General features: G+C 67.3%; 21 protein-coding genes. 6 read left to right on the forward strand and 15 right to left on the reverse strand.

Translation table 11 applies throughout. The features are described from left to right. Positions 1–12: 12 nt before the first annotated feature. The 11 genes from flgK to Poly30_RS27095 all read right to left on the reverse strand — a co-directional run bounded on the left by flgK (position 13) and on the right by Poly30_RS27095 (position 11,929). Positions 13–2,346 (reverse strand): flagellar hook-associated protein FlgK, encoded by a 2,334-nt coding sequence (flgK, locus tag Poly30_RS27045; RefSeq protein WP_145205318.1) that lies wholly within the window; start codon positions 2,344–2,346, stop codon positions 13–15. Positions 2,347–2,362: 16 nt separating this feature from the next. Then, on the reverse strand, positions 2,363–2,905 hold the full coding sequence (locus Poly30_RS27050) for a hypothetical protein (RefSeq protein WP_145205321.1): 543 nt from the start codon (positions 2,903–2,905) through the stop codon (positions 2,363–2,365). Further along, a complete protein-coding gene (locus tag Poly30_RS27055; protein ID WP_145205325.1) occupies positions 2,902–3,285 on the reverse strand; it encodes a rod-binding protein in 384 nt (127 codons plus the stop codon). Before Poly30_RS27055 ends, Poly30_RS27050 begins: the two co-directional genes overlap by 4 nt. After that, on the reverse strand, positions 3,285–4,775 hold the full coding sequence (locus Poly30_RS27060; RefSeq protein WP_145205328.1) for a flagellar basal body P-ring protein FlgI: 1,491 nt from the start codon (positions 4,773–4,775) through the stop codon (positions 3,285–3,287). The genes Poly30_RS27055 and Poly30_RS27060 overlap by 1 nt, the downstream gene beginning before the upstream one ends. Then, a complete protein-coding gene (locus tag Poly30_RS27065; RefSeq protein WP_145205331.1) occupies positions 4,775–5,401 on the reverse strand; it encodes a flagellar basal body L-ring protein FlgH in 627 nt (208 codons plus the stop codon). Before Poly30_RS27065 ends, Poly30_RS27060 begins: the two co-directional genes overlap by 1 nt. Then, complete coding sequence (gene flgA, locus Poly30_RS27070; RefSeq protein WP_145205334.1) at positions 5,398–6,333, reverse strand: flagellar basal body P-ring formation chaperone FlgA; 936 nt, start codon at positions 6,331–6,333, stop codon at positions 5,398–5,400. The genes Poly30_RS27065 and flgA overlap by 4 nt, the downstream gene beginning before the upstream one ends. A gap of 9 nt (positions 6,334–6,342) precedes the next feature. Then, positions 6,343–7,128, reverse strand: a complete 786-nt coding sequence (gene flgG / locus Poly30_RS27075; RefSeq protein ID WP_145205337.1) for a flagellar basal-body rod protein FlgG — start codon at positions 7,126–7,128, stop codon at positions 6,343–6,345. Positions 7,129–7,167: 39 nt separating this feature from the next. Next, a complete protein-coding gene (locus Poly30_RS27080; protein ID WP_145205340.1) occupies positions 7,168–7,863 on the reverse strand; it encodes a flagellar hook basal-body protein in 696 nt (231 codons plus the stop codon). A 156-nt stretch (positions 7,864–8,019) separates the two neighbouring features. Continuing rightward, the gene (locus Poly30_RS27085) at positions 8,020–10,629 is read right to left on the reverse strand and encodes a protein kinase domain-containing protein (protein ID WP_419190729.1); all 2,610 of its coding nucleotides are present in this window, start codon (positions 10,627–10,629) and stop codon (positions 8,020–8,022) included. 40 nt (positions 10,630–10,669) lie between these two features. After that, entirely contained in the window at positions 10,670–11,431 is a 762-nt protein-coding gene (locus tag Poly30_RS27090) for a class I SAM-dependent methyltransferase (protein ID WP_145205346.1), read from the reverse strand. Between the two features lie 261 nt (positions 11,432–11,692). Next, complete coding sequence (locus Poly30_RS27095) at positions 11,693–11,929, reverse strand: hypothetical protein (RefSeq protein WP_145205349.1); 237 nt, start codon at positions 11,927–11,929, stop codon at positions 11,693–11,695. A 296-nt stretch (positions 11,930–12,225) separates the two neighbouring features. Between Poly30_RS27095 and Poly30_RS27100 the strand changes: the two genes are divergently transcribed. The 3 genes from Poly30_RS27100 (at position 12,226) to Poly30_RS27110 (ending at position 17,352) form a co-directional block, all read left to right on the forward strand. Then, positions 12,226–13,605: an NAD-dependent succinate-semialdehyde dehydrogenase gene (locus Poly30_RS27100; protein WP_145205353.1), complete on the forward strand. Its 1,380-nt coding sequence runs from the start codon at positions 12,226–12,228 to the stop codon at positions 13,603–13,605. A gap of 405 nt (positions 13,606–14,010) precedes the next feature. After that, on the forward strand, positions 14,011–15,612 hold the full coding sequence (locus Poly30_RS27105) for a hypothetical protein (protein WP_419190730.1): 1,602 nt from the start codon (positions 14,011–14,013) through the stop codon (positions 15,610–15,612). A 15-nt stretch (positions 15,613–15,627) separates the two neighbouring features. Then, positions 15,628–17,352, forward strand: coding sequence for a hypothetical protein (locus tag Poly30_RS27110; protein ID WP_145205360.1), 1,725 nt, complete (start codon positions 15,628–15,630; stop codon positions 17,350–17,352). A 249-nt stretch (positions 17,353–17,601) separates the two neighbouring features. On the opposite strand, the gene Poly30_RS27115 is transcribed toward Poly30_RS27110, so the two are convergent. From Poly30_RS27115 to rpiA, 4 genes are all read right to left on the reverse strand, one after another. Continuing rightward, on the reverse strand, positions 17,602–19,581 hold the full coding sequence (locus tag Poly30_RS27115; protein ID WP_145205363.1) for a flagellar hook-basal body complex protein: 1,980 nt from the start codon (positions 19,579–19,581) through the stop codon (positions 17,602–17,604). 78 nt (positions 19,582–19,659) lie between these two features. Then, entirely contained in the window at positions 19,660–20,163 is a 504-nt protein-coding gene (locus tag Poly30_RS27120) for a flagellar hook assembly protein FlgD (protein WP_145205366.1), read from the reverse strand. A gap of 43 nt (positions 20,164–20,206) precedes the next feature. After that, positions 20,207–21,457, reverse strand: a complete 1,251-nt coding sequence (locus Poly30_RS27125) for a flagellar hook-length control protein FliK (protein ID WP_145205370.1) — start codon at positions 21,455–21,457, stop codon at positions 20,207–20,209. Between the two features lie 136 nt (positions 21,458–21,593). Beyond that, positions 21,594–22,286, reverse strand: a complete 693-nt coding sequence (gene rpiA, locus Poly30_RS27130) for a ribose-5-phosphate isomerase RpiA (protein WP_145205373.1) — start codon at positions 22,284–22,286, stop codon at positions 21,594–21,596. Positions 22,287–22,392: 106 nt separating this feature from the next. On the opposite strand from rpiA, the gene Poly30_RS27135 reads away from it, so the two are divergent. The 3 genes from Poly30_RS27135 (at position 22,393) to Poly30_RS27145 (ending at position 26,969) form a co-directional block, all read left to right on the forward strand. After that, positions 22,393–23,937 (forward strand): sulfatase family protein, encoded by a 1,545-nt coding sequence (locus tag Poly30_RS27135; protein WP_145205376.1) that lies wholly within the window; start codon positions 22,393–22,395, stop codon positions 23,935–23,937. 20 nt (positions 23,938–23,957) lie between these two features. Further along, positions 23,958–24,137: a hypothetical protein gene (locus Poly30_RS27140; protein ID WP_145205379.1), complete on the forward strand. Its 180-nt coding sequence runs from the start codon at positions 23,958–23,960 to the stop codon at positions 24,135–24,137. A gap of 210 nt (positions 24,138–24,347) precedes the next feature. Continuing rightward, a complete protein-coding gene (locus Poly30_RS27145) occupies positions 24,348–26,969 on the forward strand; it encodes a M12 family metallo-peptidase (RefSeq protein ID WP_145205382.1) in 2,622 nt (873 codons plus the stop codon). Positions 26,970–26,992: the final 23 nt, after the last annotated feature.

A 26,992-nucleotide genomic window follows, 5' to 3' on the forward strand; every position in this document is an offset into this window, starting at 1 on the left:
TCTACGGCGCGCTCAAAGGAGCGCCAGCACCTCGTCGTTCATCTGGTTGACCACCTGCAGGAACTGCGCGGCAGCGCTGTAGGCTTGCTCGTACTGGATCATCTTCACCAGCTCCTCGTCGACGTTGACGCCCGACACCTCCTCGCGCTGGGCCTCCAGGCTCGTGAGCAGGAAAGCCTCGATCTCCTGGGCGTTGGCCGCCGAGCTGATGTCGAACCCGACGCCGCCGACCATCGTTCCATAGAACTCGCCCAGCGTCCCTCCCAGCTCGTCGACGTCGGCCGTTTGCACGGCGATCATATCGAGCAGCGCCCCGCCGTCGCCGACGGCGCCCGTGGCGGATGCCGACAGAAGACGCGGGTCTTCGCGGATATCGCTGCGCAGATCGATCGTCGACGCATCGTCGCCGACGAGATAGGAGTTCAGTCCGAACGCCACGAGAATGTCGCTCGTATCGGAGTCCGCGATCATCTCCGAGCTGAAGGCATCGCCGCTGCTGGCGCTGACCGCTCCGACGGTGAAGGAGACGCTGACGCCGTCGCCGATCGTCAGGGGGTTGCCAGGCGCATAGCCGTCTCCCACGTTCAACCGCGCCACGATGGAACCCGTCGAGTTCCGAACGGCGATCTCCAGGCCCGGCGTGGTCCCGATCGTGCCATCGCCCAGGGGTTCGAAGGTCCAGCGCTCGTTCGAGTCGCCGCTGTACTGGCCCGACAGAGCCACCTGGACGGCCAGATCCTGCCCCACGTAGGAGCCCGTCTGCAGGCCCAGCGCGTTGACCGCGGTCCCGCCCGTGATCTGGAACGCCTCCGCGCTTCCTTCTCCCTGGGTGCGGATGGAAACCCGATCACCCACGACGTAGGCCTGCAGGTTGTTGGTGGCCATATCCGGGCTCTGATTCAGGAGATCCACGACCTCCTGGGGCGTGCCCTCGCCCACCTTGGCGAAGTCCGTCGGATCGAACGTCACGCCGAAGGACGAGTTCGGTCCCGCGAGGTTCAGGGTCGACGCGGTCGAGATCGAAAACGGTCCTGCGAACGAGCCGACGGTCGATGCAGCGCCTCCTCCGAAGGTGCCTGCGGAGTCGGGATCCGTGTCGATCGGACGCCCGAAGTGGAAGCGCGTGCCGGACGTCGAGTTGATCGTGACCCGGCCGAAGTTGTCGAGCCGGGCGGTGATGCCCCGCACGTCCGAGAGCGCGTCGACGAAGCCCGCGACCGTCATCCTGTTCGGATCGATGTCGAGCTTCTTCGTGGAGAGTTCCCCTGTACGATCGTTGACCACGTGGACGAACAGCTCACCCTCCGAAATATCGAACGGCAGACCCGAATCCCGGAGGAGCGCGTCGCCCAGCTCGCCGTCACCGTCCACGTCGACGACGGCACCGGTGCCGCGGAGCTGCGTGAAGCCACCGTCGAGCGGTACTCCGGTCGAGTGAGCACGGTTCACCTCTCGCACGATGGATCGTGCGTAGCGGTCCAGGTCGCCTCCCACGCCGCTGGAGAAGTTCTGGGCGAAGGCGATCAGCCCGGCCAGCTCACCGCCCGTGGGTACGACGGGGCGCACGCCGCCCTCCAGAGTCACGACGATTTCGCCGTCCTGGGCGGTATCGATCGACATCCTGTGCACGGATTTCGAGCCCACGAGCAGCTGACCACCGACCTGGATCTGAACGGCGCCCTCGGTGTTCTCGCGCACCTGAATGTCGACGCGCGCGCCGAGGTCGCGGATCGCCAGATCGCGCTTGTCCCGGAGGTCGTTGGCGACCGTCCCGCGAACGGCCTCGACCTGGGTGATCTCCTGATTCAGCTGCACGATCCGCTCCGCGAGCACGTTGACGCCGCCCGCAATGGACGCAGCCTTCGTCTGAGCGTCGCGCTGGAGCTGCTTGATCTCCCCTGCGACCTGGCCGAATCGGTTGATCAGGTTGTCCGTCGACTGAATCGCGCCGGTGCGGTTCACGATGTCCTCGGTGTTCGCGGACAGCGCCGAGAAGCTCGCGAAGACGTCATCGAGCAGAAAGCCGAAGCCCTCGCCGCTCGGCTCGTTCAGGAGCGCCTCGACGCTCTGCATCTCCGAGAGCTGCGAGTCGAGCTTCCCGAGCGTGGACGCCTGGGACGTGATGCGCGAGTTGAGCAGATCGTCCACCGACCGGATGACCCGGTCTGCCTGGACGCCGTGTCCGAGCTGCAGGCCGCGCAGGTTGAGCGGCCGAGAGCTCGAGATCAGAATCTGCTGGCGGCTGTAGCCCTCCGTGTTGGCGTTCGCGACGTTGTGCCCGATCGTGTCGAGCGCCGACTGCGACGTGAGGAGCGCGCGAAGCCCGATGTTGGTGCTGAGTCCCATCTTCGTTGACCTCCGATCAGACCTGGGCGTCGATGAGCGTGCCGCCGTCGAGCGGAGCGCGGCCGGAACCGTCCGCGAGGACGGTGTTCAGGATCTCGCGCGTGACCTCTCGGTGCATGCGAACGAGCGCGGCCACGCGGCGATTGAGTCGCTGGACCTCGGTGGCGACCTCGCGAAGACGTTCGCCTTCCGCGAGCAACGGTGCCCCGGCGGCGCCCAGTCGCTCGGCGACGCTCCGGATGGTGAGCGCCGTGGGCTCGATGCCGAACTCCACGCCGAGGTCGCGGAAGATGCGGTCCCGCTGGGTCTTGCGGAACGGGATCCGCTCCAGCTCACCTTCGAGCGACTCGGTCGCCTGACGGAACGCCGCATCCGCTGGCCGGACGATCGACGCTTCCTGGGTGCGCAGGATCTCCACGACGCGGCCGTGGGCCGCCACGTCGTCACGGACCGCCACCAGAAGCCGATTGGAGAGCTTCTGCGCGTTCACGGAGAGACCACTCGCGGTCCTCGAGACCGCCTTGACCGCGGCGCTTCCGCTGGAGTGCTGTTGTTTCATCTGGCCGTTCCTTCTTCCGGTGCCTTCTTCCCTTCCGCGACGTGACGGAGCGCTTCCGCATCGGCAGCGGCCTTCTCTCGGATGAGCGATTCGTGCACCGCGTCCGCAAGGCCCAGGGACCCGCGCGCCGAGAGCGACGCCCCGATCTCCTCGTCGAACCAGCCGTTGAACGTGTCCGAGCCCGCTCCGCTCCCGAAGAAGCCCTCGCCGAGCCCCTTGCGCATCTCCGAGACGAGAAGCGTCGCGAAGAGCGACTCGATCTCCTGGGCGACCATCTCGGGCTCGCCCTTGCCGGAGCCCTTGTCCATGCGTGAGATACGGTTCGCCAGAAGGTCGTTTCGCTGCGGCGCGGCCGCGTTGCCGAGGGTCAGGCCGTCCATCAGATTCTCCTCAGCTCGGCGATCAGGAGACCGCCGTCCAGCATCGCCTCGAGGATCGCGACCATGTCCCGCGGCGTGGCGCCGAGGACGTTCAGCACCTCGACGACCTCTTCCAGCGACGAGGCTCCTCCGAGCAGAACCATCGCCGCCTGCTCTTCCTCGAGGTTGAGCGTCGTGCGCGGCACTTCGGCGGTCTGACCGTTGGAGAGAGGACCGGGCTGACTGATCTCCGGCGTCTCTGCCACGGTCACGACGATCGTCCCGTGGTGGATCACGCCGGGCCGCAGCCGGACCTCGCCGCCCATGACGATCACGCCGGTGCGCTCATTGATGACGATCCGTGCCAGGTTGTCCGTCTCGATCTCCAGGCTCAGCGCCTGATCGAGGTACGCCACGACCTGATGCTCCGGGATCCCCTCCAGGACCGCCAGGCGAACGGAACGACCGTCGGGCAGGACGCGCGCTGTGTCCGGGTAGAGGCGGTTGATGGCCTCCGCGATCCGGACCGTGTTGCCGAGGCTGGCCTGTCCGTCCTTGGCGTCGAGGTAGATGTATCCGTGCTCGGACACGACGCTGGTCGGAATCTCGCGCTGGACCGTACCACCCATCGCGAGCGTCCCCACGGTGTTGTGGTTCTTCTTGACGGTCGCGCCGTTGCCGTTGGCCGTGAGCCCGCCCGTCGTGACCGGCCCGGAGGCAGTGGCGTAGACGGTTTGGCCGGTCACATCGGTGAGCTCGGCGATGCTGAGCTGGCCGCCGTAGAGGCTCTCGGCGTCACCGAGCGCGGAGACGCGCACGTTGACCTTCTGACCGGGCTTGGTACCCGGCGGGATCGTCGCTTCCACGCGCACCACCGCCACGTTGGAGGTGGAAAGCAGCGCGGGATCGATGTTGATGTTCTTCGACAAGAGGGTGTTGCCGAGGAGCTGGGTCGCGAGCGCGCCGGAGTCTCCGGTGCCGTCGAGGCCGGTGACGAGGCCGATGCCTTCGATCACGTTCTCCTCCATGCCGCGGACGCCGACGAGGCTCCGGATCGGCGAGGCGACCCGGCTCTCGAAGTCGGTGCCGCCGCGCCGGCTCGTCTGAACCCGGGGGGTGCGACGGAACGTGGCCGTCGAGACACCACGCGGCTGCGTGGGCGCCTCGATGGCGGGTACCTGGGAGACGACCGGCTGAGCGGAGAATCCCCCGGCCGGGTCCTGGCTCGCCTGGGCGGGCTGACCCGCGGACGAAGTCGGGAGAAGACCGGCGCGGCCCGCGAGTTCGGTCGCCGCCGTCGGCTGACCCGTCACGGTCGCAGCGGCCTGGCGCTTGCGAACCTCCCGGAGCGCCTGCTCACGGACGCGAGCTTCCGCCGCTTGCTGGGCGGCGATCAGCGCGTCGGAGCGGTAGGCGCGGTTCGTGGGGTCGGTGCCCCGCGAGGACTGCGTGGGTGCCAGGGCCGTCGAAACGGACAGTGCGGCACCTATACAAAGCGTGGACAACAGCATCAGAAGGGCCAGATCCAGTCCAGGGCGTTGTACAGCCAGCCAGAGAGACCGCGACGCTTCCCGGTTTGGGAGAGCTGTCCGGTGCCAACGTAGGAAACGTATGCGTCGGCCACGAGTTCGGACTCGACCGTGTTGTTGCGCGTCACGTCGAAACGACGGACGATGCCACGGAACTCGATGACCTTACGCTCGTCGTCGATGCGAATTTCACGCCGGCCTTCGATGACCATGTTCCCGTTGGGAAGCATGTCGACGACCATCGCGGTCAAACGGGCTTCGAACGCGCCGGTGCGCTTGTAGTTCGCGGCGCCGCCGAACGAATCCGCCTTCTGCGTGCTGATGGCGGGCAGCGTGGAGAACGCGTTCGGATGGGCGCTGAAGTTCAGCAGCTGATAGTTCAGCGAGCTGTTCTTCGCGAGGTCCGTCTTCTCCTCGTTCTTGAGGTCCTGGTTCTCGTTGATCATCACCGTCAGGAGGTCACCCACGCGGTGGGCTGTCTTGTCGGCGATCGGCGAGATCGGCCCACGAACGGGGTCGTAGATGGAGCCGCGGCGCTGGGCCCCGGCAAGGGGCGCGAGGATCGAGGCGCCCAGGCAGAGGGCGATCAGGGTGGTGAGTGGATTCATTGGATTCTGACCTCTACGGCGCGGGGGCCTTTGACGACCGCGGTGAGTTCGCGGCCCGTGGACTGGATGACGACGGCCAGGCGTTCGCCCATCCGCCCGTCCGCTTGCGCCACGGCGATGTCCGAGACCTCGACGTGGCCCTTGATGACGCGCACGTTGATGATGTCGCCGCGATGGACGACCACCTCGCGGTGGACATCGCGCTCCGAGACGGAGACTCCCGCCGGGAGGGCCTTGAGCGCCACCGCACCCGCCAGGGCACTGGTCTCGAGCGCGAACATGCCCTGGGCAGAATCGACGGCGACGCGCTTGATCTGGAATAGACCGGCGTGCAGCGGTTCGCCTGCGCTGACCGCGCGAGAGAGGATCGCCCGCCGCTGCCAGATCGAAACGTTGAAGCTCACGTTGACGGTTCGGTAGAGCTTCCCGTCGAGCCAGATCTCCACCGGAACGCTCCGGATCCCCGGAAACGTGGAACCGACGAGCATGGGAACGACGATCGAAGGCGGGGTCGAGCTGGTCGGAACCTGAAGGTCAGCCAACGCGCCGGTCGGAGTCGCCTCGGCGTCCTGACCCGCGAGGGCTTCGCGAAGGCGCTTGGCCGCCGCTCCCTGCATGTCGATGCCCTTGACGAACTGAACTCCGGGCGTGACGCGGCAGCGCGGTGCTCCGGTGACGCGGATCTCGACGCCCGGGAGCACGCTCCGCAGGGAAGCCTGGACGAGGTCCGCGCGGAGCGTGCGGTGGAAGCCGGGCGCGGGAGCGTAGCCCAGCGACGCCGCCTCGACCCGCGCGACCAGTTCGGGATCGTCGCCGGTGACCTTGGCGATCTCGGCGACATGGATCTCCATGCCCTTCGAAGTCGACGACGCCGGCAGTTCGACGGAGACGCCTCCGAGGGTGAGGAGTGAGAGTACGGTGAGGAGCATCATGACCTGGACCTAGCGGACGAGCTGGTTGACCTGCTGGAGCATCTCGTCGGAGACGCGGATGGCGCGGCTGTTGACCTCGTAGTTGCGCTGGGCCACGATCAGCGCGACGAGTTCGTCGACGGTCTCGACGTTCGAGCGCTCGAGATAGCCCTGCTTGACGGTGCCCGTGCCCTGGACGCCGGGCTGACGACCCTGGGCCGGTCCGGACGAAGTCGTCGGCGCGTAGTAGTTGCCGCCCATGGCCTTCAGACCCGTGGAGTTCGCGAACGTATGCAGACGGATGGTTCCGATCTGCGTCGCCTGGTTGTTCTGCTCCTGGGAGAAGACCTGGCCGTCCGGCGACACCGAGATGCCCTGGGAGTCCGGAGGAACGGCGACCTGGTCCGTGAGCAGGTAACCCTCGGCCGTCACGAGGCGACCGTTGAAGTCCTGGCGGAACGTGCCGTTGCGGGTGTAGCGCAGCTCGCCGTTCGGCAGCTGGATCTCGAAGAAGCCCTGGCCCTCGACGCCGAAGTCGAGGTTGTTCCCGGTGAGTTCCAGGACCCCCTGGAGCATCATCTTGCGCGATCCAGAAACCTCGGTACCAGAACCGATCTGGAGACCGGTCACGTCGTTCTGGTTGTTCGCCAGCGGAAGGCCGGGCTCGCGGTACGTCTGGTACAGGAGCGAGCGGAAGGACAGCCGGCTCTTCTTGAAGCCGCTGGTGTTCACGTTCGCGATGTTGTTCGCGATCGTGTCGACCTGGAACTGCTGGGCTTTCATGCCCGAGGCGGCGGTGTAGAGGGAACGAATCATGGTGCGTGGGTGCTTCTATGCAGGCCTTGTGGAGGCGGCCTACTGGTGAAGGCGGCGGTAGCTTTGGTCGATGGTGCGGAAGGCCTGCGCAGCCGAGTCGAAGGCGCGCTGGGCCGCGATGAGTTCGACGAGTTCGTCGACGGTCTGGACGTTGGCGCGCTCGACGAAGCCCTGGTTCACGCTGGCGTCGGACTCGACGACCTCGGCCCCTGGGCGAACGCGGTAGCTGCCAACGTCGTTGGGCTCGATCGCGTCGACTCCGAGCACGTCGACGACCCGGAGTCGACCGACGGGGAGGCTTCCCTGGGTCACGTTCCCGAGGTTGTCGACCTTGATCGCGACGCCGCTCGTATCGAGCACGCCGCGCTGGCCCGACCACTGGACCGGCTGGCCGTCCCGGCTCACCAGGACACCAGTGTCGGTGAGCTGGAACTGTCCCTGGCGGGTGAGGAGTTCGCCATCGAGGCCGTCGACGACGAAGAAGCCCTTGCCGTCGAGAGCGAGGTCGAGGTCCTCTCCGGTCCGCTGGAGCACGCCCTGGTCCATGTCGAGGCGCGTGCCGGTGACGACCTGCTGGTGCGCGGCGTCCCTACCCCAGCCCTCGGCGCCATGCGCCACGTGGAGCATGCGCTTGAAGCCCGTCGTCTCGGTGTTCGCGATGTTCGAGCTGACGATTTCGACGCGCTGCTGGTTGGTGCGCATCGCGGCGACGGTTCGGTAGAGACCGATGTTCATGCCGGCAAGGGAGCAACCGGGGTGCCAAGTGCCCCAAAACGGCCCCTGACCGTCCCCATGGGGGATCAGCGTCGGGTCAGTCCTCGGTCACCGGGCGTTTCTTTCCACCCGATGTCGTTTCGGGACGGAAAGGGATGCAGGTCGAGCCGCCGGGCGTCAGCGAGGCTCGAGCATCCAGATCTCGCTGGACCGCTCGATGAACCGAACCAGGACGATGCGTCCGTCGGGGGCCATGTCCATGGAGTTCACGGTGACCGGCACGTCGCGCAGCCCGGTGACGAGCGGCTCGACCGGGCCCATCGTCCGGTCGTCCCGCAGGGACGCCCTCACGATGTCAGGGGACGTGGCCTGGGCGCCGCCCTCGCGCCAGAGGAGCGTGAGCGCTCCGGTTTCAGGATCGTCGGGACCGAAGAACGGCTGAATAGCGCGCCTCGGCAGCGGAACGGGACCCGACGCCGGATTCATCAGGTCGTAGACGAGAAACACGCCGCCCGCCTCCAGCACGATCCAGCGACCGTCCCTGGAAAAGCGCCCTTGGACGCCTTCCACCTGAAGCGATCCGGCGGGGCCGTTCGCTCGATCGAACACGTGCGTCCTGCCGGTGGACCGCCGGAACACGGAGAGCCGCTTGCCGTCGGGCGAAACCTCCGCGAAGGGATCCGACTCCATGGTCCAGCCCTCCAGCCGCATGATCTCGGCGCCCGTTTCGATGTCGATCTCCACGAGGCCGGTCCGCTCGGGACTGTCGAGGTACGCGAGGACGTGCCGCTCGTCGATCCACCGCGGGAAGAGCCGCAGCTCGAGGTCGCCGTCGGTGACTCGACGAGGCGTCCCGCCCTCGACTCCGATCACGAAGACGTCCGCCGCCCGGCCGACATCCGAGGTGAACAGCACTCTCTTCCCCTCGGCGTCGAAGCGAACGCCCTGGATCGATCTGCGTGAGCTGTAGAGGACGCGTTGCTCGCCCGTGGCCGGATCCAGTAGGACGACTTCGTGATCATCGCGACGATTCTGATAGACGATCTTCCCGTCCGCCGCGGAGGGCGCGAGGTCGTCACCCGCCCCGTTCGTCAGCTGCACACGTCCTCCGCTCTCGAGGTCGAGCGACCAGAGGTTCACGGCGCCGCCGACGTCGCTACTGAAGAGCAGCCGACGACCGTCGGGGGTGAAGGTCAGATCCCTGTGGATGGCGCGCTGCTCGACGATCACCCGCCCGACTCCGGTCGCACGGTCCACCAGCTCGATCGTTCCGAGGGGACCGAGGAGGCCGCGAACGTAGGCGAACCGCGCTCCGTCAGGACTGAGCGCGGCATGGAGGTCGAAGATGCCGGATCGGATGGAGGGTGGGAGCGAAACGGCCGCATCTTCCCGCGTGTCGAGACGGAGCGAGCGCAGTCCGCCCGCGCGCTCGTAGATCACCTCGGAGCCGGCGCTCGCTGAAGCGTTCTTGCCCGATTCCACCAGGAGCCGCGGCTCTCCCGCGATGGCCGGAACGTAATAGAGAGCCTTCCCGGTGGGCGCGTAGAGCCCGACGGAGACACCCCGTTCGAAGACGAGCGCCGACCCGCCTTCGACCCAGAGGGGATGAAAGGCGCCGTCCTCGAACGACGTGATCTTCTTGGGCGAGGGATCCTCCACGTCGGAGACGAAGAGCTGCGAGACGCCGTCCACCTCGGCGGTGTAGGCGATCGTGCGGCCGTCCGGAGAGAGAGCGGGCGACTCCGGGCGGGCCGCGAAGAGCTGGACGGGGCGTTGCTCCCAGACCACGTTGTCGCCCGTTCCTGCCGTCGAGTCGGGCGCATCCGTTCCTGTGCGTGAAAGGAGCGCCCAGATCGCGATCCCCGCGGCGACGAGTCCCAGCACGGCAAGGCCCACCGCGTTCGGCGAAGCGCCTGCACGCCGCGTCGCCCCGCGCTCGCCAGAGCCAGAGCCAGAGCCAGCGCCAGCGCCAGAGCCAGCGCCAGAGGGCCTGGCACCGCGCCAGGCGCCGAGTTCATCGCGAAGCTCGGCCGCGCCCGCATACCGCGCCGTCGGAGACTTCGCGATGGCCCTGCGGACGATCGCCTCCAGAGCCGGATCCGCCCCCTCCATCGGCGGAGGCTCGGACTCCAGCACATCGTGGATCACGGCCGCCAGCCCCTGGCCGCGGTCGAAGGCCCGCTGGCCCGAAAGCAGCTCATACAGCACGACGCCGACCGAGAACACGTCAGCGCGGCCGTCGACCTCGCCGCCGACGAGCTGCTCGGGCGCGGTGTAGCCGAGCGTTCCAACGGCCGCACCGGGCTCCGTCAGCTGCGAGGTACCCTGGACTCGGGCGAGGCCGAAGTCCATGACCACGGCGCGACCCCGCTCGTCCACGAACAGGTTCGAGGGCTTGATGTCGCGGTGAACGATGCCGTGCGCGTGGGCCACCGCCAGCGCGTCCGCGACCTCTTCCACGAGCCGCACGATATCGGCGGTGCTCTTCCCCTGGCAAGCGAGGTCCATGGTGGCCCCACGGAGCCGCTCCATCACGACGAAGCTGCGGCCCTCGAAGGACTCGATCGCGTGGATCGTCAGGATGCCGGAGTGATCGAGCGCGGACGCAGCGCGTGCCTCGCGCAGAAGACGCTCTTCGGCCTCCTCGTCCAGCCCGCCGCTGCGATGCAGGAACTTGAGGGCGACCTCACGCTCCAGCCGCGTATCGCGCGCGAGCCAGACCTCACCCATGCCACCACGGCCGAGCCTCGACAGGATCTCGTAGTGCGCGACGCGGGTGCCCTCCATGGCGCCGAGCATACCGGACCGCTGACGCGAACGGTGGCCGCTACGGCTCGGATCGATCCCGCGCTGCACCGCGGGTCAGGACGATGACCCGGAACGCGCCCACCTCCGGCTCGGCTTCCAACCCATCCGCGTCCTCGATCGTCACATGCCAGCCCTCGTCCTGCGCACGCCCGACGAGTTCCGGTACGCGGGAGCGACCCGGGTCCGCGAGGAACACGCGGCCCTCGTCCCCCAGAAAGCGGCGGCAAGTCGCCAGCAGCGCCCGGTGACCCTGCGCCTCGTAGATCACGTCGCATCCGAGGATCACGTCGAACGACTCCGGGGGCGCCATCTCGAGCCGGTTCCAGTCAAGGTCCCACACGCGCGCGGTGCGGAGCTGGTTCAGGTCCGCGTTCGCCCGAAGAGCGGCCAGCGAGAGGGGATCGTGATCGCTCAGGGTGAGTTCCAGCGCCTCGCCCGTCTGCGTCGCCGCGACGATCCCGTTGAAGCCGAGACCGGCTCCGACCTCCAGCACCCGCCCACGGATCTTCCTCTGCCGGAGCGCGTGCCCCATCGTCGGCGCCGAGTCCCAGAGCCACGCCCAGTAGGGCATCGAGTCGTTGGCGCGGTTGCGCTCCTGAACGGCCTCGTCATCGAGGAGTCGATCAGGATCGGCGGGGACCCAGAGGCGAATGCTGGACCCAGCCCCGCCGTCCCCCTCAGGCCCGCCATCGTGGAGGACGTTGCCGAGATCGAACGTGCGAAGCGCCCACCCGCCCTCGATGGCGGGGAGTCGGGGGTCCGGAAGCGGGTCTTCGATCATGACGGAGGGCCGATGATGGCGGCCTGACGTGCGGGATTAGACCGTCCCCCGCTCAAGTGGTTCAAGGCCATGAAGTGCGAACGCCCGGCCTCCGCGCGTGCATGCGGAGGTCGGGCGCTCTGGGTGCTGCGTCATCGGGAACCGAAAACCCGGTGGCGCCGCGGGGGCTGGCTGAGTGGGCCTGCTCCCCTGGAGGGTCGAGACGGGCGCGGAGAAGAGACGGGAGTCGAGAGAGAGAGAGAGAGGTGCTGTGCGTGGCGCTCAGGCGGCAGCGCGGGCCGCGGCGGCCGCGGTGCGGCGGGCGTCCTTGCGGGGGCGGCCGCCCTTCGACTTCCTCGCGGCCAGTTTGGCCTGGAGCGCGCTCCAGTCGGCCTGGGAGAGCATCCGAACCTCGGCGCCACACTGGATGCAGTAGCTGCTCTCGATGCTGGCGAGGTAAGAGACGTACTCGTTGCAGCAGGAGCAGAACTTGGTGTCGTTGTGGAAGGCGCTGGTCATGGCTGTCCATGGAGCACAGCCGATGCCAGGTGCTGCCAGGTGGGCCGAACGACATCCCAAGGGTCTGTGCCCGCATGACTTGCGCACACGGGAAGGGGTCCATCCGACTTCCGGCGCGCGATCGCTCACGTCCAGGTAGAGCGACATTGTCCAGGAGCCTCGACGCGCGCGTCGAGATTCCTGGACACCAGCGTATTGCGCCTTTAGCTCCGCCTTAGCTCGACGGTCGACTCTTCATGAACGTCGCTGCCGATTCCTCGCGCCGTCCGACGTCCCGATCTACCGGAGAAACACCCATGACCATCACCAGCATCAACCCCGCCAGTGGCCAAGAGCTCAAGGCCTTCCCGACTCTGTCCAAGCCTGAGGTCATGGAGCGCATCAAGGCCGCCGACGACGCCTATGGCAAGTGGAGGAAGACCTCCTACGAGCAGCGAAAATCCATCCTTCTCGCCTTCGCTTCGAAGCTGCGCAAGCGCAAGGATGAGTTCGCCACCCTGATCACGAAAGAGATGGGCAAGCGGATCGAAGAAGCCCGTTCGGAGATCGAGTTCTGCGCCGAAATCACGGAGTTCTACGCCAATGGAGCGGAGTCGTTCCTGGCCGACGAGCCGATGAACGTCGAGGGCGCCGACGCCTACATTCAGTACACGCCACTCGGTGTCCTGCTGGGCGTGATGCCGTGGAATTTCCCGTTCTATCAGGTCGTTCGCTTCGCCACGCCCAACATCATGGCGGGCAATACGATTCTGATGAAGCACGCCCGCATCGTTCCGCAGTGCGCACAGGCCATCCAGGACCTTTTTGACGAGTGCGGTCTGCCCGACGGGGTCTACACGAACCTCTTCATTCCGACGGAGTTCGTGGATCCCATCATCGAAGATCGACGGGTCCGCGGTGTGTCGCTCACCGGCAGTGAGCCGGCGGGAGCCGCTGTGGCGTCCACGGCTGGCAAGAACCTGAAGCGATCCGTGCTCGAACTGGGCGGCAACGATGCCTTCGTCGTCCTCGAGGACGCCGACCCCGAGCACGTCCTGAAGATGGCGGTTCGCGGCCGCATGGTCAACACGGGTCAGTCCTGCGTGGCTTCGAAGCGCTTCATCGTCGTCGAGCCCATGGCCAAGGCCTTCATCGAAGGGCTCAAGAAGCACTTCTCCGAGATGAAGCTCGGCGACCCGATGGATGAAAGCACGGACGTGGGCCCGCTCTCGTCCGAAGACGCGGCGAAGGACCTGGCCGACAAGGTCCAGAAGTCGATCGACGCCGGCGCAACCGTCGTCCTGGGCGGAGACCGCCCCGACCGTGAGGGCGCGTACTACCACCCCACCATCTTGACCGACATCACGCCGGAGATGCCCACCTACGACACGGAGCTCTTCGGACCGGTCGCAAGCGTCTACGTCGTGAAGGACGAAGAAGCGGCGATCGAACTCGCCAACGACTCATCCTACGGTCTCGGCGGATCGGTCTACACGAAGGACGTCGCACGCGGGCGCCGCGTGGCGGAGCAGATCGACACGGGCATGGTCTTCCTGAACCAGCCCACGAACTCCCAGGCGGAGCTGCCCTTCGGTGGCATCAAGAACTCTGGCTACGGCCGTGAGCTCTCCCACCTCGGCATTCTCGAGTTCGTGAACAAGAAGCTGATCCACTGCGGGAAGGGCCCGAGGCAGTAGGTTCGCCCGGGGAGTCGGCCCAGAGGGTCAGCTCCAAGTGAGCCCGGCGATGGCGCCCGAAACGACGGCGATGACCCGCCGGCCAAAGCAGGACGCGTGGCGAACCTTCCCGCGCACGCCGTGCTCGTCTGTCGGACGGACGTGATGGCTCGCATTCGGCCGTCGATCTCGACCTCGCTCTCGACCGCCTCGCTGTCCCCCCCGGCGATGTTGGACGGCGCGCGAGCGCGAGTGCGCGCTGAGTTCATGGAGTCCAGGGGAAACGGAGCCGAATGGAACGCGTCCGGTCGCATCGGTCGACACCCGTGGCGAGGTTTCGGCTCTCGAATTACGATGAATCGCGTGACGTCTCGACTGCCAAGACGTCCGTTCCATCATCCCGATCCTTTTCCCGAGGAGCTCGCCATGATCCCGTTCGCCCACATCGCGGCCGGTTGCAGCGGCCTGGCCGCTGCTTCCGTCCTTTCCACGTCGGCCACCTTCGCTTCCCCGATCGCTCCACAGTCCTCTGCCGCCGATCTCTTCGAGATCGAGTGCGTCGACTTCCTCGATTCGAGTCATCGACTCGAGATCCCCGCCGACCTGGATGGGGACGGAAGGGTTGAACTCGTCGGATGGTGGAGTCCGTCTACGTCCTTCAACCACGCCGACTTCCACGTCCTCAGGCAGGATCCTGCCTCCGGTGCATGGACCGAGACGACGACGTTCCTGAACACCGGCGCTGGCGCGTACTCTGGCGACACCCACACCATCGCGGGGGACTTCGACGGGGACGGAGGGGACGAGATCTTGATTCTCCACCTCCACGGCTACGAGGTGATCGACACCGACTCGGCGATGCAGCCGACGCGCGTGGCGACGTCGGCCGCTGCGTTCGCGCTGTCGGGCACGGTCCGCGAGGCGGCGGCCTTCGACATGAACGCGGACGGACTCGATGACCTCGTCATCGTCGACGGCGCGAGCGTGCGCCTCCTGCTCTCGACGTCTGTGTCGGGACAGATCGACTTCTCGCTCTCCGACCAGCTTCCTTCCTACGGAGGCGAGGTGCGCATGGCCGGTATTCAGGTATCGGGGACCGTGACCCCGGAACTCATTCTCCTGCAGGACCACGCGCACCCCGCCGTCTGGACCCTCCACGTCGAGAACGGAGAATTCGGCCCTGGCACTCGGATCTTCTCCCGCGCGACGACGGGGGGCCAGAGGATCGATCTCGCCCCGGGCGATCTCGACGCGGATGGTGACGTGGATGCCGTGCTCTTCGGACACGATGGAAGCTATGAGGTGCTTCGGAATCACGGAGGCGTGCTGGCCCTCGAAGCGAGTCGCGTCGGCGGCCCGGCGACGGCCCTGGCGGACCTCGATGGAGACGGCGACCTGGACGGGATCTGCTGCGGCGGGAGCGGCGTCTCCCAGTACAACAACGGCGTGTCGGTGTTTCATCTCTCGTTGAATGCCGGTGACGTTCAATTCGAGAGCGCCATCGCGTTCGACGGCCTCGGCGCGCACCACGTGACCGGCGCCCTCGATTTCGATCTCGACGGCGACGTGGATGTGCTCGCGGGCCGAGCCGTCCTCCTCAACCGCGACGAGATCGGAGCGAGCTTTTGTGATGCGACCGTGAACGGGTCCGGTCAACCCGCCGAGCTCCACGTGACTGGACGCGCGTCGATCCTGGCCGGCGGACCGCAGATCACCGGTTCGGCACTTCCCTCGAGCACGACCTGCATCCTGCTCGCCAGCAGCTCGCTCGACCCCGTAGCACCCTGGCCTTTCTGGGACGGGCAGCTCTGTCTGGGCACTCACCAGCTGCGGCGACTTCGAGTGGCGACGGCCGACGCGGGAGGAGGCGTGAACATGGGGGGAAGCAGCGATTGGTCGACGGGCGGATTCCAGGTCGGGGCCTCCCCGGGCCTTCCGTTCACCTACCAGATCTGGTTCCGCGACGTCACTCCGGGTGGATCCGGCGCCAACGTCACCGACGCCAGTCGCATTCTTCTCACCCTCTGATTCCCGAGGTTTCCCATGTTCTCGATTCTGACAGCTCTCGCACTCACCCTGCCCCAGCAATGCCCGACCCCGATCGCCAAGCCGCCCGGGTTCCCGGGGGGTTTCGGGGGTCGTGTGGCCATCGACGGTGGTCGCGCCGTCCTGATCGACGACCGAACCTGCACGAGTCAGCTGTGCGTCCAGGGCGCCGCCTTCTTCTACCGATACGAGCCCATCACCGGGCAATGGAACTATGAGTCGGCGCTGCACAGGGCCGATCAAGCCTCCCTGGACACGACGGGTCGAGCCGTCGACATCGATGGCGACACCGTCGTCGTTTCGTCGGTCGGTGACGTGGGACCGAATGCGTTGCGCACCGGGTCGGTCACCGTATGGGACTACGATGGAACGAACTGGATCGAAGGGCAGACGCTCTTCCCGTCCAATGGGTTCGAACTCGGCGGCTTCGGCGAGGCCCTCGACCTCGAAGGCGACCTGCTCGCGGTGGGCAACGGCGCCACCTACTGGGACGAACGCGGCAGCGTCAGCGTCTTCCGCCGCGGCACCGACGGAACGTGGCACGAGTCGGCGATCATCGAACCGAGGACTCCGTCGACGGCGACGGGATTCGGTCACGAGGTGAAGATTGCCGGTCACCAGATTCTGGTCACGACCATCAACGGAACCGGTCATGATTTCCTGCCGGTCGGCGCGGTCATCGTCTTCGAGGAGAACGCCCAAACCGGCGAGTGGCTCGGCGTCCAGCGCCTGACGGGCTCGACGGCACACGCCCTGTTCGGTCGAAGCCTCTCGGTCGATGGGGACCGTCTCGCCGTGGCTAGCTGGCCGCGGCTCAACGCTTTCGACGGTCCTCCGACGCGGGGCGCCGCCTTCGTCTTCGAGCGCGACCCTGCGGCGGGGCTCTGGTCCGAGTTCCAGCGACTCCAGTCAGGTTCGATCCTCGCCTTCGACGACTTCGGCAAGCACGTGGCCCTCGATGGCGCGCGGGTCTACGTGGGCGCGCGACTCGGACACGAGCTCTACTTCTTCCATCAGCCGTTCGAGAACGCGCCCTTCCAGCGTTCTCCCTATCGCTCGTTCGAGGGCTTCGCGATCCAGGGCGGCTCGGGGAAGGTCGGGGAGTTCTTCGTGGCGGACGGAGGACATGTGCTCACGACGGGGTACCAGTCCATCCACGAGGGCTACAAGTCATGGTTCCTGGAAGGCGCGCCTCTCACCGACTGTGACGGAGACGGCTTCGACGACGACTGCGCCCTTGCACTGGGCTGGCAGCTCGACGAGAACGGCGACGGCCACGTCGACACCTGTGGTGAGCTCGGCACCCGCATCTGTTTCGGACGCGACAACTCCGAACAACGCCCGACGCGCCTCACCTCCTACGGCAGCCGTCGTGTGGTGGATGCGGATTTCCATGTTCGTGCCATGGGGATGCGCCAGCTCGTCAACGGCTACCTGCTCGTCTCGGACACCACGGGTTTCGTGCCACTCGCGGGTGGCAGCATGGGAGATCTATGCATTGCTGGCCCCCGGGTCGGCCGATTCTCCCAACAGGTTCAAGTGGCGAGCCCGCAAGGCACCATCGACATGCAGGTCAACCTCACGGCGCTTCCGCAGCCGACGGGCCCCGTGGTGGTCACGCCGGGCGATACCTGGTACTTCCAGTACTGGCACCGGGACCAGCGGCTCGGCGGCGGACAAACCAGCACGTTCAGCGACGCTGTCGGCGTGACGTTCGAATGACTTCGGACGGGACGGCCCCACCACCTGCAGGGGCGCATTGGCTCGGCGATCCTGATCCAATGGGCATCTACCGGAACCTCCCCCTGGCCCGACTCGCCGCGGGCCCTCGGCCATTCCGCCGCGACTCGCAGCTGCAAGGTAGCCCACGCGCGTAATGGGAGCGCGGAGCTGGCCAGGAGTCTCGACGCGCCCGTCGAGACCCCTGGTCACCATGTCGTCTTGTTCGCGGGGAAAGCGTCCCCTTCAGGATCAGACGAGGTTGACCGTCTCGCTCAGCACTTCGTCCTGGGCAGACACGACCCGCGCGTTCGCCTGGTATCCGCGCTGGGCTTCGATCAGGCGCACGAACTGCTCCGCCGTATCCACGTTCGAGTTCTCCAGCGAGCCCGAGATGACGGCGCCCGCCTTCCGTATGTCGCCCTCCCCGAATCGGGCCTCGCCCGAGTTCGGCGTCTCCTCGAACATGTTGTTGCCCGCTGCGCGGAGGCCCTCGTCGTTCTGGAACGTCACCACGGCGAGCTGACCGAGTTCGCGTGTCTGACCGTTCGAGTAGAAGCCATCGATCTGGCCGTCGGTCGAGACGAAGATGTTGGCGAGTTCGCCGTCACCGTAGCCGTTCTGGTCGAAGACGTAGGCGGTGCCTGCGCTTCCGAACTGCGTCACGCCCTCGACGTTGCCATCGAGACCGAGGTCGACGGAGACTTCTTGGATGGGCTGGCCCGTGAACTGCATGCGCAGGCGGTTGTCGACGGACCCGAGGCCGGTAGGCGATCCGTCGGGTGCGAAGGCGATTCCAGTGATCGGATCATCGACCCCCCCCTCCGCGATCGTGCCGGTCCCGTCCGGGATCTGGGCGTAGAGGTTCCAGGTCAGGTCCGCCTGGCGCTCGTAGTTCAGCGTGACCGTATGCGCAACGCCCGCCGCGTCGTAGACCTCGGTCGAGGTCGTGACGGTGTCCGGCCCGGTGCCGTCGGTCGCCACCGACATGGCGTAGCCGTTCCAGTCCGTTCCGCCGGTGTTCGCGGGGTCGTCCGTGATGCTGAGCAAGAGGTCCGCCTCGCCGGCCGTCGCCGCCGTCACGGACAGTCGGCCAGAGCCGTCGACCATGACCTCCGCGTCGGTGTAGTAGCTGTTGAGGAAGCCCACGAAGTCGGCCATCGTCGTTCCGTCGTTTCCTGCGCCGAACGTGAACGTCGCGCTGATCGGCATTCCGTCGGTGTCTTCGCCCACGACCTGGATCTGATCCCCGTCCACGTACTCCGTGAGGTTGCCCGTGAGGCCGTTCAGCTCAGCCGTGGAAAGATCGCTGGGGATCGGGGTCTCGGAACCGCTGGCCAGGGTCGTGGAGAAGCCGACGAGCTGCGTCAGATCGCCGACGCCGAGCGGTGGATTCAGGTCGATCGAGAAGCTGCCGCCCTTGCGGTCCGTTTCCACGACGATCTCACCGCTGGCCCCATCCACGTAGCTCGTGATGTCCTGGAGGGCGTTGATCGCAGCGGCGATCGAGGCGGCCGGGATGGCTCCCGTGACGGGATCGCTCGGCACGACGACCTGCTGGGGAACGCCGCCGTTGGCGATCACCTCCATCGAGACGATGTCGCCGGGCACGCCGCCGACCGCCGCGACGTTGTAGCTGGGCGCCGCGCTCGTGCTCCGCTTCTCCGCCGGCGTGCCCACGAAGTAGGCGCTGTTCGCGGAGAGAGATTCGGCCAGCGGACCTGACACAACGGCCGGCAGGTTGCCCTTGACGATCACCTCGGTCGTGATCTGCGGCGGGAAGAGCGAGGTCACGTCGAGGTTGATCGGGACGCCGTTCGGGTCGAGCACCTTCGCACCCGACGCCTGATCCACCAGGTTCTGGGTCGCATCCAGACCGAACGTGCCGACGCGCGAATACGTGCGGTTCTCGGGGGTCTGGAGGGCGAAGAAGCCGCCGCCTTCCAGGGCGAGGTCGAAGACGCGACCCGTGTCCGTCAGCGATCCCTGGGTGAAGGTCTTGTCGATGCTGGCGAGGCCGACGCCGTAGCCCACCTGCATCGGGTTGATTCCGCCTCGACCCGCGTTGGGCGCGCTCGCGAAGCGGAAGTTCTGGGAGAAGTTGTCCGAGAAAGAGGCGCGACTCTTCTTGTAGCCGGGCGTGTTCTGGTTCGCCAGGTTGTTACCGATGACGTCGATCCACTGCTGGTGCGTACGCATGCCCGAAAGGGCGGAATAGAAGGAAGATGACATGTCAGGGGCGACAGCGCTCGGGGACTGCGGCGTGGGTGGGCCAGGGTGATACGAAACGTGACGGAGGAAGACGCGCGATCAGCCGTCGGAAGCGAGGTCGTCAGCGTCGCTCTCGGCGGTGTCCTCGGCGTCGATGATCCCATCTCCATCGCCGACGGCACCGAGGACTTCAGCGACCTGCTCCAGCGGAACATCGACGCCACCGATGCCGAGGAAGACGCGTCCGTCCGCGACCTTCGCGTACTCGACGGCGCCTGAGATCAGCTCCCCGGTCGTCTCGTCGGCGTACGCGACGTTCTGGCCGACGAGTGCGCTCGCCCCCGTGATCTGATCGACGAGCGCGTTGCCTTGCTGAAGCCGCGCGAGGCCGACCAGGTTCTGGTTGACGAGTTCCATCTGCTCCAGCGACGAGAACTGGGCCAGCTGCGCGGCGAGCTCGTCGTTGCTCTGCGGCGACATCGGGTCCTGGTTCTGGAGCTGCGCGACGAGGAGGTTCGTGAACGCGTTCTTGTCGAGCTGCTTGCCCGCCTGGGTCGCCTGGGCGCTTTGTTGCGCGGAGCCGACGCTGATGCCTTCGATCATGGGAGTGTGCCTTGGGAGGGTGAAAGTGGGCCCGGAGTCGAACTCAGGCCTGGATGTCGACGCGGCCTTCGGCCACGCTTCGGTTGAAAGAGGACAAGAGAGCCGCGCGATCGCTGGCCGCCGAGTCGATGCCGGAAGCTGAGTCGGACGAGCGCCTGGCGCGACCGCGACGGCCTGCGCCGCTCCCGTCGCCGAGTCGATCGCTGGAACCGGAACGCGCCGGATCGTCGCCGTGCGCGAAGTCGAGGCTGCCGGCGTCGATCAAGCTGAGTTCGAGATCGACGGCCTCCATCCCGTCCCGCGCGAGCCAGGCACGAAGCTCGGGGGCGTGGGCCTCCAGAACGGCGAGCGTCTCGGGGCTCTCGGCCGCGATCTTCGCCGTCACTGTTTTGCCGTCCACTCGGATGAGCAGATCGAGTCGACCGAGCTCCACGGGCCGTAGCTGGATGCGAGCCTCGCGCTTGCCGTCGAGGATCTGGATGCGGACCTGATCGAGGAGGGCGCGCGCCTCCTCCGCGGGCAGGCCAGGACGGGGCGCGGCCACTCCCTCAGGGCGCCGGGCAGCCCTGGCGGCCTCGTTCGGCTGAATCGCCTGGACGGGCTGCGCGGTGGCGGCCTTGGCTCCGCCTCCCAGCGCGACCACGGGCGACGGTGCCCCCGCCGACGCGGTGCCTGAGCCTGGTGCCGTGGCCGACGCGCCGGCTGCGACGGTGAGCGTCGCGCTGGAGCCCATCGGCCCGTTCGGTGCGAGCAGGATCGAATGGGGCGCGGCCTGACCCTGGACATCGTTCGGGTCGGGCTCGATCGCGGAGGGATCGGCGATTTCGGACGCGCCGGGCGCGTCTCCGGCGGAGGAGGCGCGGGCCGCGGGAGCCGAGCCTGCGGCTCCTTCCGATGCTCCACGCTGGACCCTGCGATTCGACGCCGGGTCCGCCTGATGAGCTTGGGCCTCGGTGGTGGAAGCGCCCGCGTCCTCCCGTGCGAAGGTGCGTTCCTCACGGGGCTTCCAGGTCTTGGCCTGGGCTTCCCGGGCGTTGTAGGTCCGCTCCGCCGCATCGGTACGACCCTCACGGACCCGCGCGACCACGTCGGAGGCGACCTTCGCGACATCGCGGACGGCGCGCCTTTCCAGCAACCTGGCGAAGCGATCGCCTTCACCGAGGGCGCCGCGGACCTTGGAAGCGGATTCTGCCTGGGACCTACCGCCCAGGAACGTGGACGATCGCTCCGTGCCGAGCGACCGTCCATCCATATCCATGGAACGGAGGACGAGTTGGGACTTCGTGGACTCCATCGACCCTGTAGGAGCAACGTCGGTGCCAAGTCCCTGAATGGACCTTCCTGGCTCGAATCAGCGCACGACCCGGAAGCCGTTTCCGGCCAGCAGAAGAAAAGGCCGTCCCGGAGTTCCGGGCCGGGACACTTGCCTCCTATCCGCGTTCGTGCACGGAGGCCGAGCCGTCGGCCTCGCCGACCACCATGGCGTGGGCGAGCCCGATGAAGAGCCCGCTCTCCACGACGCCGGGGATTTCGTGGAGCGCGCGCTCCAGGGCGGCAGCATCCGCGATCCCATCCGCGTGGTGCACGTCGAGGATCTCGTTGCCGTTGTCGGTCAGGTAAGCGGCGGACGAATCGTCCTTGCGCATCCGAAGGGCCGGCTGGCCACCCATGGCCTCGATTCTCCGGTGGACGACGGCGCGGGCGAAGGGGACGACCTCGACCGGCAGGTCGAACGTGCTTCCAAGGCGCTCGACGACCTTGTCGGCCCCCACCACGATCACCACGCGATCCGAAAGCGACGCGACGACCTTCTCGCGCAGGAGCGCGCCTCCGCCCCCCTTGATCATCTGAAACGCGCCGTCGATCTCGTCGGCGCCGTCCACCGTCACGTCGATCTTCTCCACCTCATCGAGGGTCGCCAGCGGGATACCGAAGCCGCGGGACTTCGTCTCGGTGTCGATCGAGGTCGGGACTCCTCGGATCTCGAGGCCCTCGTCGCGGATGCGCTCGGCGAGGCGCTCCAGGGTGAAGAACACGGTCGACCCGGTCCCGAGCCCGACCGTCTGGCCCGACTCGATGAACTCGGCGGCGCGGCGCCCGGCCGCTCTCTTGGATTCGCTCATGGGCTCCAGGGTACGCTCATCCCGGGCGCGGAAAGAGTACGCTGGCCGGATGTTCTTCACCGATCCCCTCCGGCGAGGGTGCGCCGAGCGCCCACTCCGTGCGAGCATGCCTGGCCTCCTTCTCCTCCTCGCAGCGGCCTCGCCTGCGCTGGCGCAGGAGGCCGAACCGCGGCGGCCCAACGTCCTCTTCATCTTCAGCGACGACCACGCCACGGACGCGATCGGCGCGTACCAGGGCCGACTCGCGGGCGTGAACCCGACGCCGCGGATCGACGAGCTCAGTCGCGGCGGGACGCTGTTCAAGCGCTCCTACTGCACGAACTCGATCTGCGGCCCGAGCCGCGCCGTCGTCCTGACCTCGAAGCACAGCCATCTCAACGGATTTCGCCAGAACGGCGACCGCTTCGACGGCGACCAGCAGACCTTCCCGAAGCTCCTGCAGAAGGCCGGCTACACGACGGCGATGATCGGCAAGTGGCACCTGAACTCCGACCCCCAGGGCTTCGACCACTGGGACATCCTCCCTGGCCAGGGCATGTACTACAACCCGACGCTGCTCAACGCCGAGGGCAAGCGCACCGTGGAGGGTCACTGCACGGACATCGTCACCGACCTCGCGCTCGACTGGCTCGACGAGCAGAAGAAGGCGGACCCGGACCGGCCGTGGCTCCTGATGTGCCAGCACAAGGCGCCGCACCGCACGTGGATGCCCGCCGGTCGGCATCTGGACCTCTGGGCCGACGAGGACATTCCGGTGCCTGCGACGCTCTTCGACCAGCACCAGGACAACGCGAGCGGCGCGAACGACTCGGAGATGAGCATCGACGAGCACATGGAGATCTTCTACGACCTCTTCGTGCTGGATGACGAGAGCCAGCCGCCGCCCGGGGGCCGGGCCCTCGACGCATCCGGATTCCGCAACCTGGAGCGCATGACGCCGGAGCAGCGTCGGGTCTGGGACGCGGCGTTCCAGCCGCGCAACGCCGCGTTCCTCGAAGCGAACCTCCAGGGCGAAGACCTCGTCCGATGGAAGTATCAGCGCTACATCAAGAACTACCTGCGCTGCATCCGCGGCGTCGACGAGAGCGTCGGCGCGCTCCTCGACTGGCTGGAGGAGAGCGGTCAAGCGGAGAACACGATCGTCGTCTACTCGTCGGACCAGGGCTTCTACCTCGGCGACCACGGCTGGTTCGACAAGCGCTGGATGTACGACGAGTCGCTGGAGATGCCGCTCATCGTGCGCTGGCCGGGCGTGACGCCGCCGGGGACCGTCGCCAACGCACTCGTGCAGAACCTCGACTACGCGCCGACCTTCCTCGACGCCGCCGGGGTCGAGATCCCGGCTGACATGCAGGGGCACTCACTGCGCCCGGTCCTCGCGGGCGCCGAGCCCGAAACGTGGCGTGACGCGATCTACTATCGCTACTACGAGTTCCCGGGCGCCCACGCGGTCCCGCGGCACTACGGCATTCGCACGGATCGATACAAGCTGATCTACTTCGAACAGCTGGACGAGTGGGAGTTCTACGATCTCCAGGAAGACCCGGACGAACTCACCAACCTCTTTGGCCAGCCGGGCCACCAGGCCGAGATCGCGAAGCTCAGCCTGCGGCTGGGCGAGATGAAGCGTGACGCCAAGGACGCCGAGTAGTCAGCCCACCCCACCGAATCATGGCCAAGAAATTCGAACGACACCGTCAGCCCTGGACCCCCAGCGAGACGTCCAAGCTCCACCTGCTCGTGGGCAAGGGCATGAGCCTCCAGGCCATCGCCATCTCGCTGACCCGTAGCGAGGAGTCCGTCCAGAAACAGGCGAAGGCCGAGAAGCTCAAGATTTCGAAGATGCGGTAGAGCGCGCCTCACCCCGCCCCCATTTCGCGTGGGCGGCGCCACCGCCTCCGTGTGAGCCAGAACGCGACACGGCGGCTTTTCCGTGGCACGCAATGAGAGAGTCCGGGCGGTCGTTGACTGCCCCTACAGCTCCCCCAGGCGGTTCCCCGATCCAGGGCATCGGGTCCTTGCGCACGTGCGCGGGCCGAGACCAGGAATTGGAGTGAGCCCATGGCGACGTCAGGCAGAATCGAGAACGAGGCAGCACGGACCCGGAAGCCCCAGGGGCGCGGCGGGTTCGCGCTGCTGGCCGCGCTGACCTCGCTGGCGACCCAGGGCTGCAGCGGCATCGGCGAGGTGGACATCACAACCTCTCCGTCGGCCGTCAGCTTCGCTGCCAGCAGCTTCCCGGCGAGCGAGACGAGCGGAGCCATCGTCGTCGGGCTCGTCACGGAGCTTCCCGAGACCACCGAGGCGATCACCGTCACCGTCTCCGACCTCGGCTCCGGTACCGCGACGGCGGGAAGCGACTACGCCGCGTTCGACCCCTTCGTCGTCACCTTCCCGGCCGGCTCGGTGACAGGTGACTCCGTCACCGTGAGCCTCACGATGCTGCCCGACACGGTCGCCGAAGGGGCGAACGAAACGATCCGCTTCGGGCTGAGCGGCGCCTCGAACGCCAGCGTGGTCGGCATCACCCAGACGACGGTCGACATCAACGACTCGCAGACCGCTTCGCTGTCGTTCCAGACGAGTTCGACCGTCACGCCCGATGAATCGAGCTCCAGCTATCCGCTCACGATTCAGCTCGACCTCAGCCTGGGCGCCACGCTCGGCTTCGACGTCAACACGCTGCTTCAGGACGATGGCACGGGGACAGCCACCGCGGGCGCCGACTACGTGGCCGTTCCATCCACCCCGGTCCAGTTCGCCGCGGGCACGCCGAGCGGCGCCCAGCAGCAGATCACGCTCCAGGTCCTCGACGATACCGACTCCGAGGGCATGGAGTTCTTCGCCGTGCACCTCACCGGCCTCGGTCTCGACCAGCTGGAGCGCGTGGGGCCGACGCGGCACATCCTCAACATCACCGACGACGAGTCAGCTCCCACCGCCGTGATGTCCGCGACCAGCGGGCCGACCGGCACGGAAACGACGCACGCCGGCGCCGGAGATGACCTCCAGCTCGGCTTCGCCCTCGATGGCGCCGGTCCGAACCTGGGCAGCCTTCTCATCGTGACGAACGCGGGTGGCCAGCCCATGTCGCTCGGCCAGCCGCTCCTCTCCGGAACCAACGAGACGGACTTCAAGGTCGAGGTGGACGGCGCCTCCCTTCCGAGCGGCATGAACGCGGCCTCGGGGATGACGCCTCCGTCGGAGTTTGCCGACCTCGGCGCGCCGTTCGTCCGCAGGGACGCGGCGGCTCTGGGGCATCCGGGCAGCGCCGACTCGTCGCTGGGCGCCGGCCTCGGCCTCTCGGTCACGCTCGACGAGGCCGCGCTCGTGGACCTCTCGGCCGTCGACCGCGTTCGCTTCCACGGGTTCCCGCTGCCTGGGAACCTCGGTGAGGTGACGCTGGAGCTCGAGCGGATCCCGCTTCCAGTCGCTGCCGACGCCATCCTCTTCGTGGACGGCCAGCCGATCCCGGGCGGCCCCGGAGCGCTCCTCTCGGACCTGACGACCTGGCGCGGCCGCGTCGTCGAGATCCCGGACAGCACGGCGTTCCTGGCCTTCAACACGGGCGTCGGCCCGCGCGGATTCATCCAGCTCCCGTTCGGCGAGAACTCGATGATCCACATCGCCTCGGAGGCGCCGTCGACAGGTTCGATGCCTGCCACGAGTCGTATCATCCACGAGTCGGAGCTCGCTGGCCTGCCCGCGAGCGAGCGGCCTGCGCTCTGCGGCGGCCAGCTCTACGCGCCCGGGACCGCGCCCCGGACCGACCTCGCTTCCATGGGATACGCGCCGCTCCTCGGTGCGCTCGACTCCGGCTTCACGCCGCCCACGGGCTCCAGCCCCGGCACCAGCTCGACCGTGGTCGCCAACTGCCGCCTCGCCCTCGAAACGGACTTCCAGCTCTACCAGAAGCTCGGCTCGTCCGCGGCGCTGACCGAATACGTGACGAGCCTCGTCGCCGCCATCAGCGACCAGTACTTCGAGGACGCCCAGGTCACCCTCTCGATCGCTTACCTCGGCATCCACACGACCAGCAACGATGGCTGGACCACGCCCGATGGGCCCGGCACCGCCAGCGACATGCTCGCCGAATTCCGCACCGCCTGGAACACCTCGGGCTGGCCCGCCACCGCCGACCTCGCACACTTCCTCTCCGGCGCGTCGCTCGGCGGTGGCGTGGCCTACGTCGATGTGCTTTGCCACCAGACGTACGGCTACGGCGTCAGTGGCAATCTGAACGGGCTCATCGACTGGCAGACCTGGACGGGGAACGCCGGTAGCTTCACCTGGGACTTCGTCGTCTTCGCGCACGAACTCGGCCACAACTTCGGCACGACCCATACGCACGAGTACTGCCCGCCGCTCGACCACTGCTACGCGGGCTGCGAGAGCTCGACGCAGTGCAGCCAGGGCACCATCATGAGCTACTGCCACACGTGCGGCGGCATGGACAACATCGACCTGCACTTCCATCCCGTCGTTTCGGACGTGATGAGGACGGAGATCCAGAACAGCTGCCTCGGCGACGCGCTCATGCAGGCTGGCAACGAGATCCGCTATCGGCTCCGCTTCGATCCCCGCTCGGGAACTGGCGCGAAGAGTGCGACCCTGCGTTTCACGCACGACGCGCCGAATGCCCCCAACCCGTTCGACATCACGCTGCGCGGCACGGCAAACTGAATCGAGCCTTGACGGGTGCATCG

It is taken from the genome of Saltatorellus ferox, from assembly GCA_007751475.1.
Classification (GTDB): domain Bacteria; phylum Planctomycetota; class UBA1135; order UBA1135.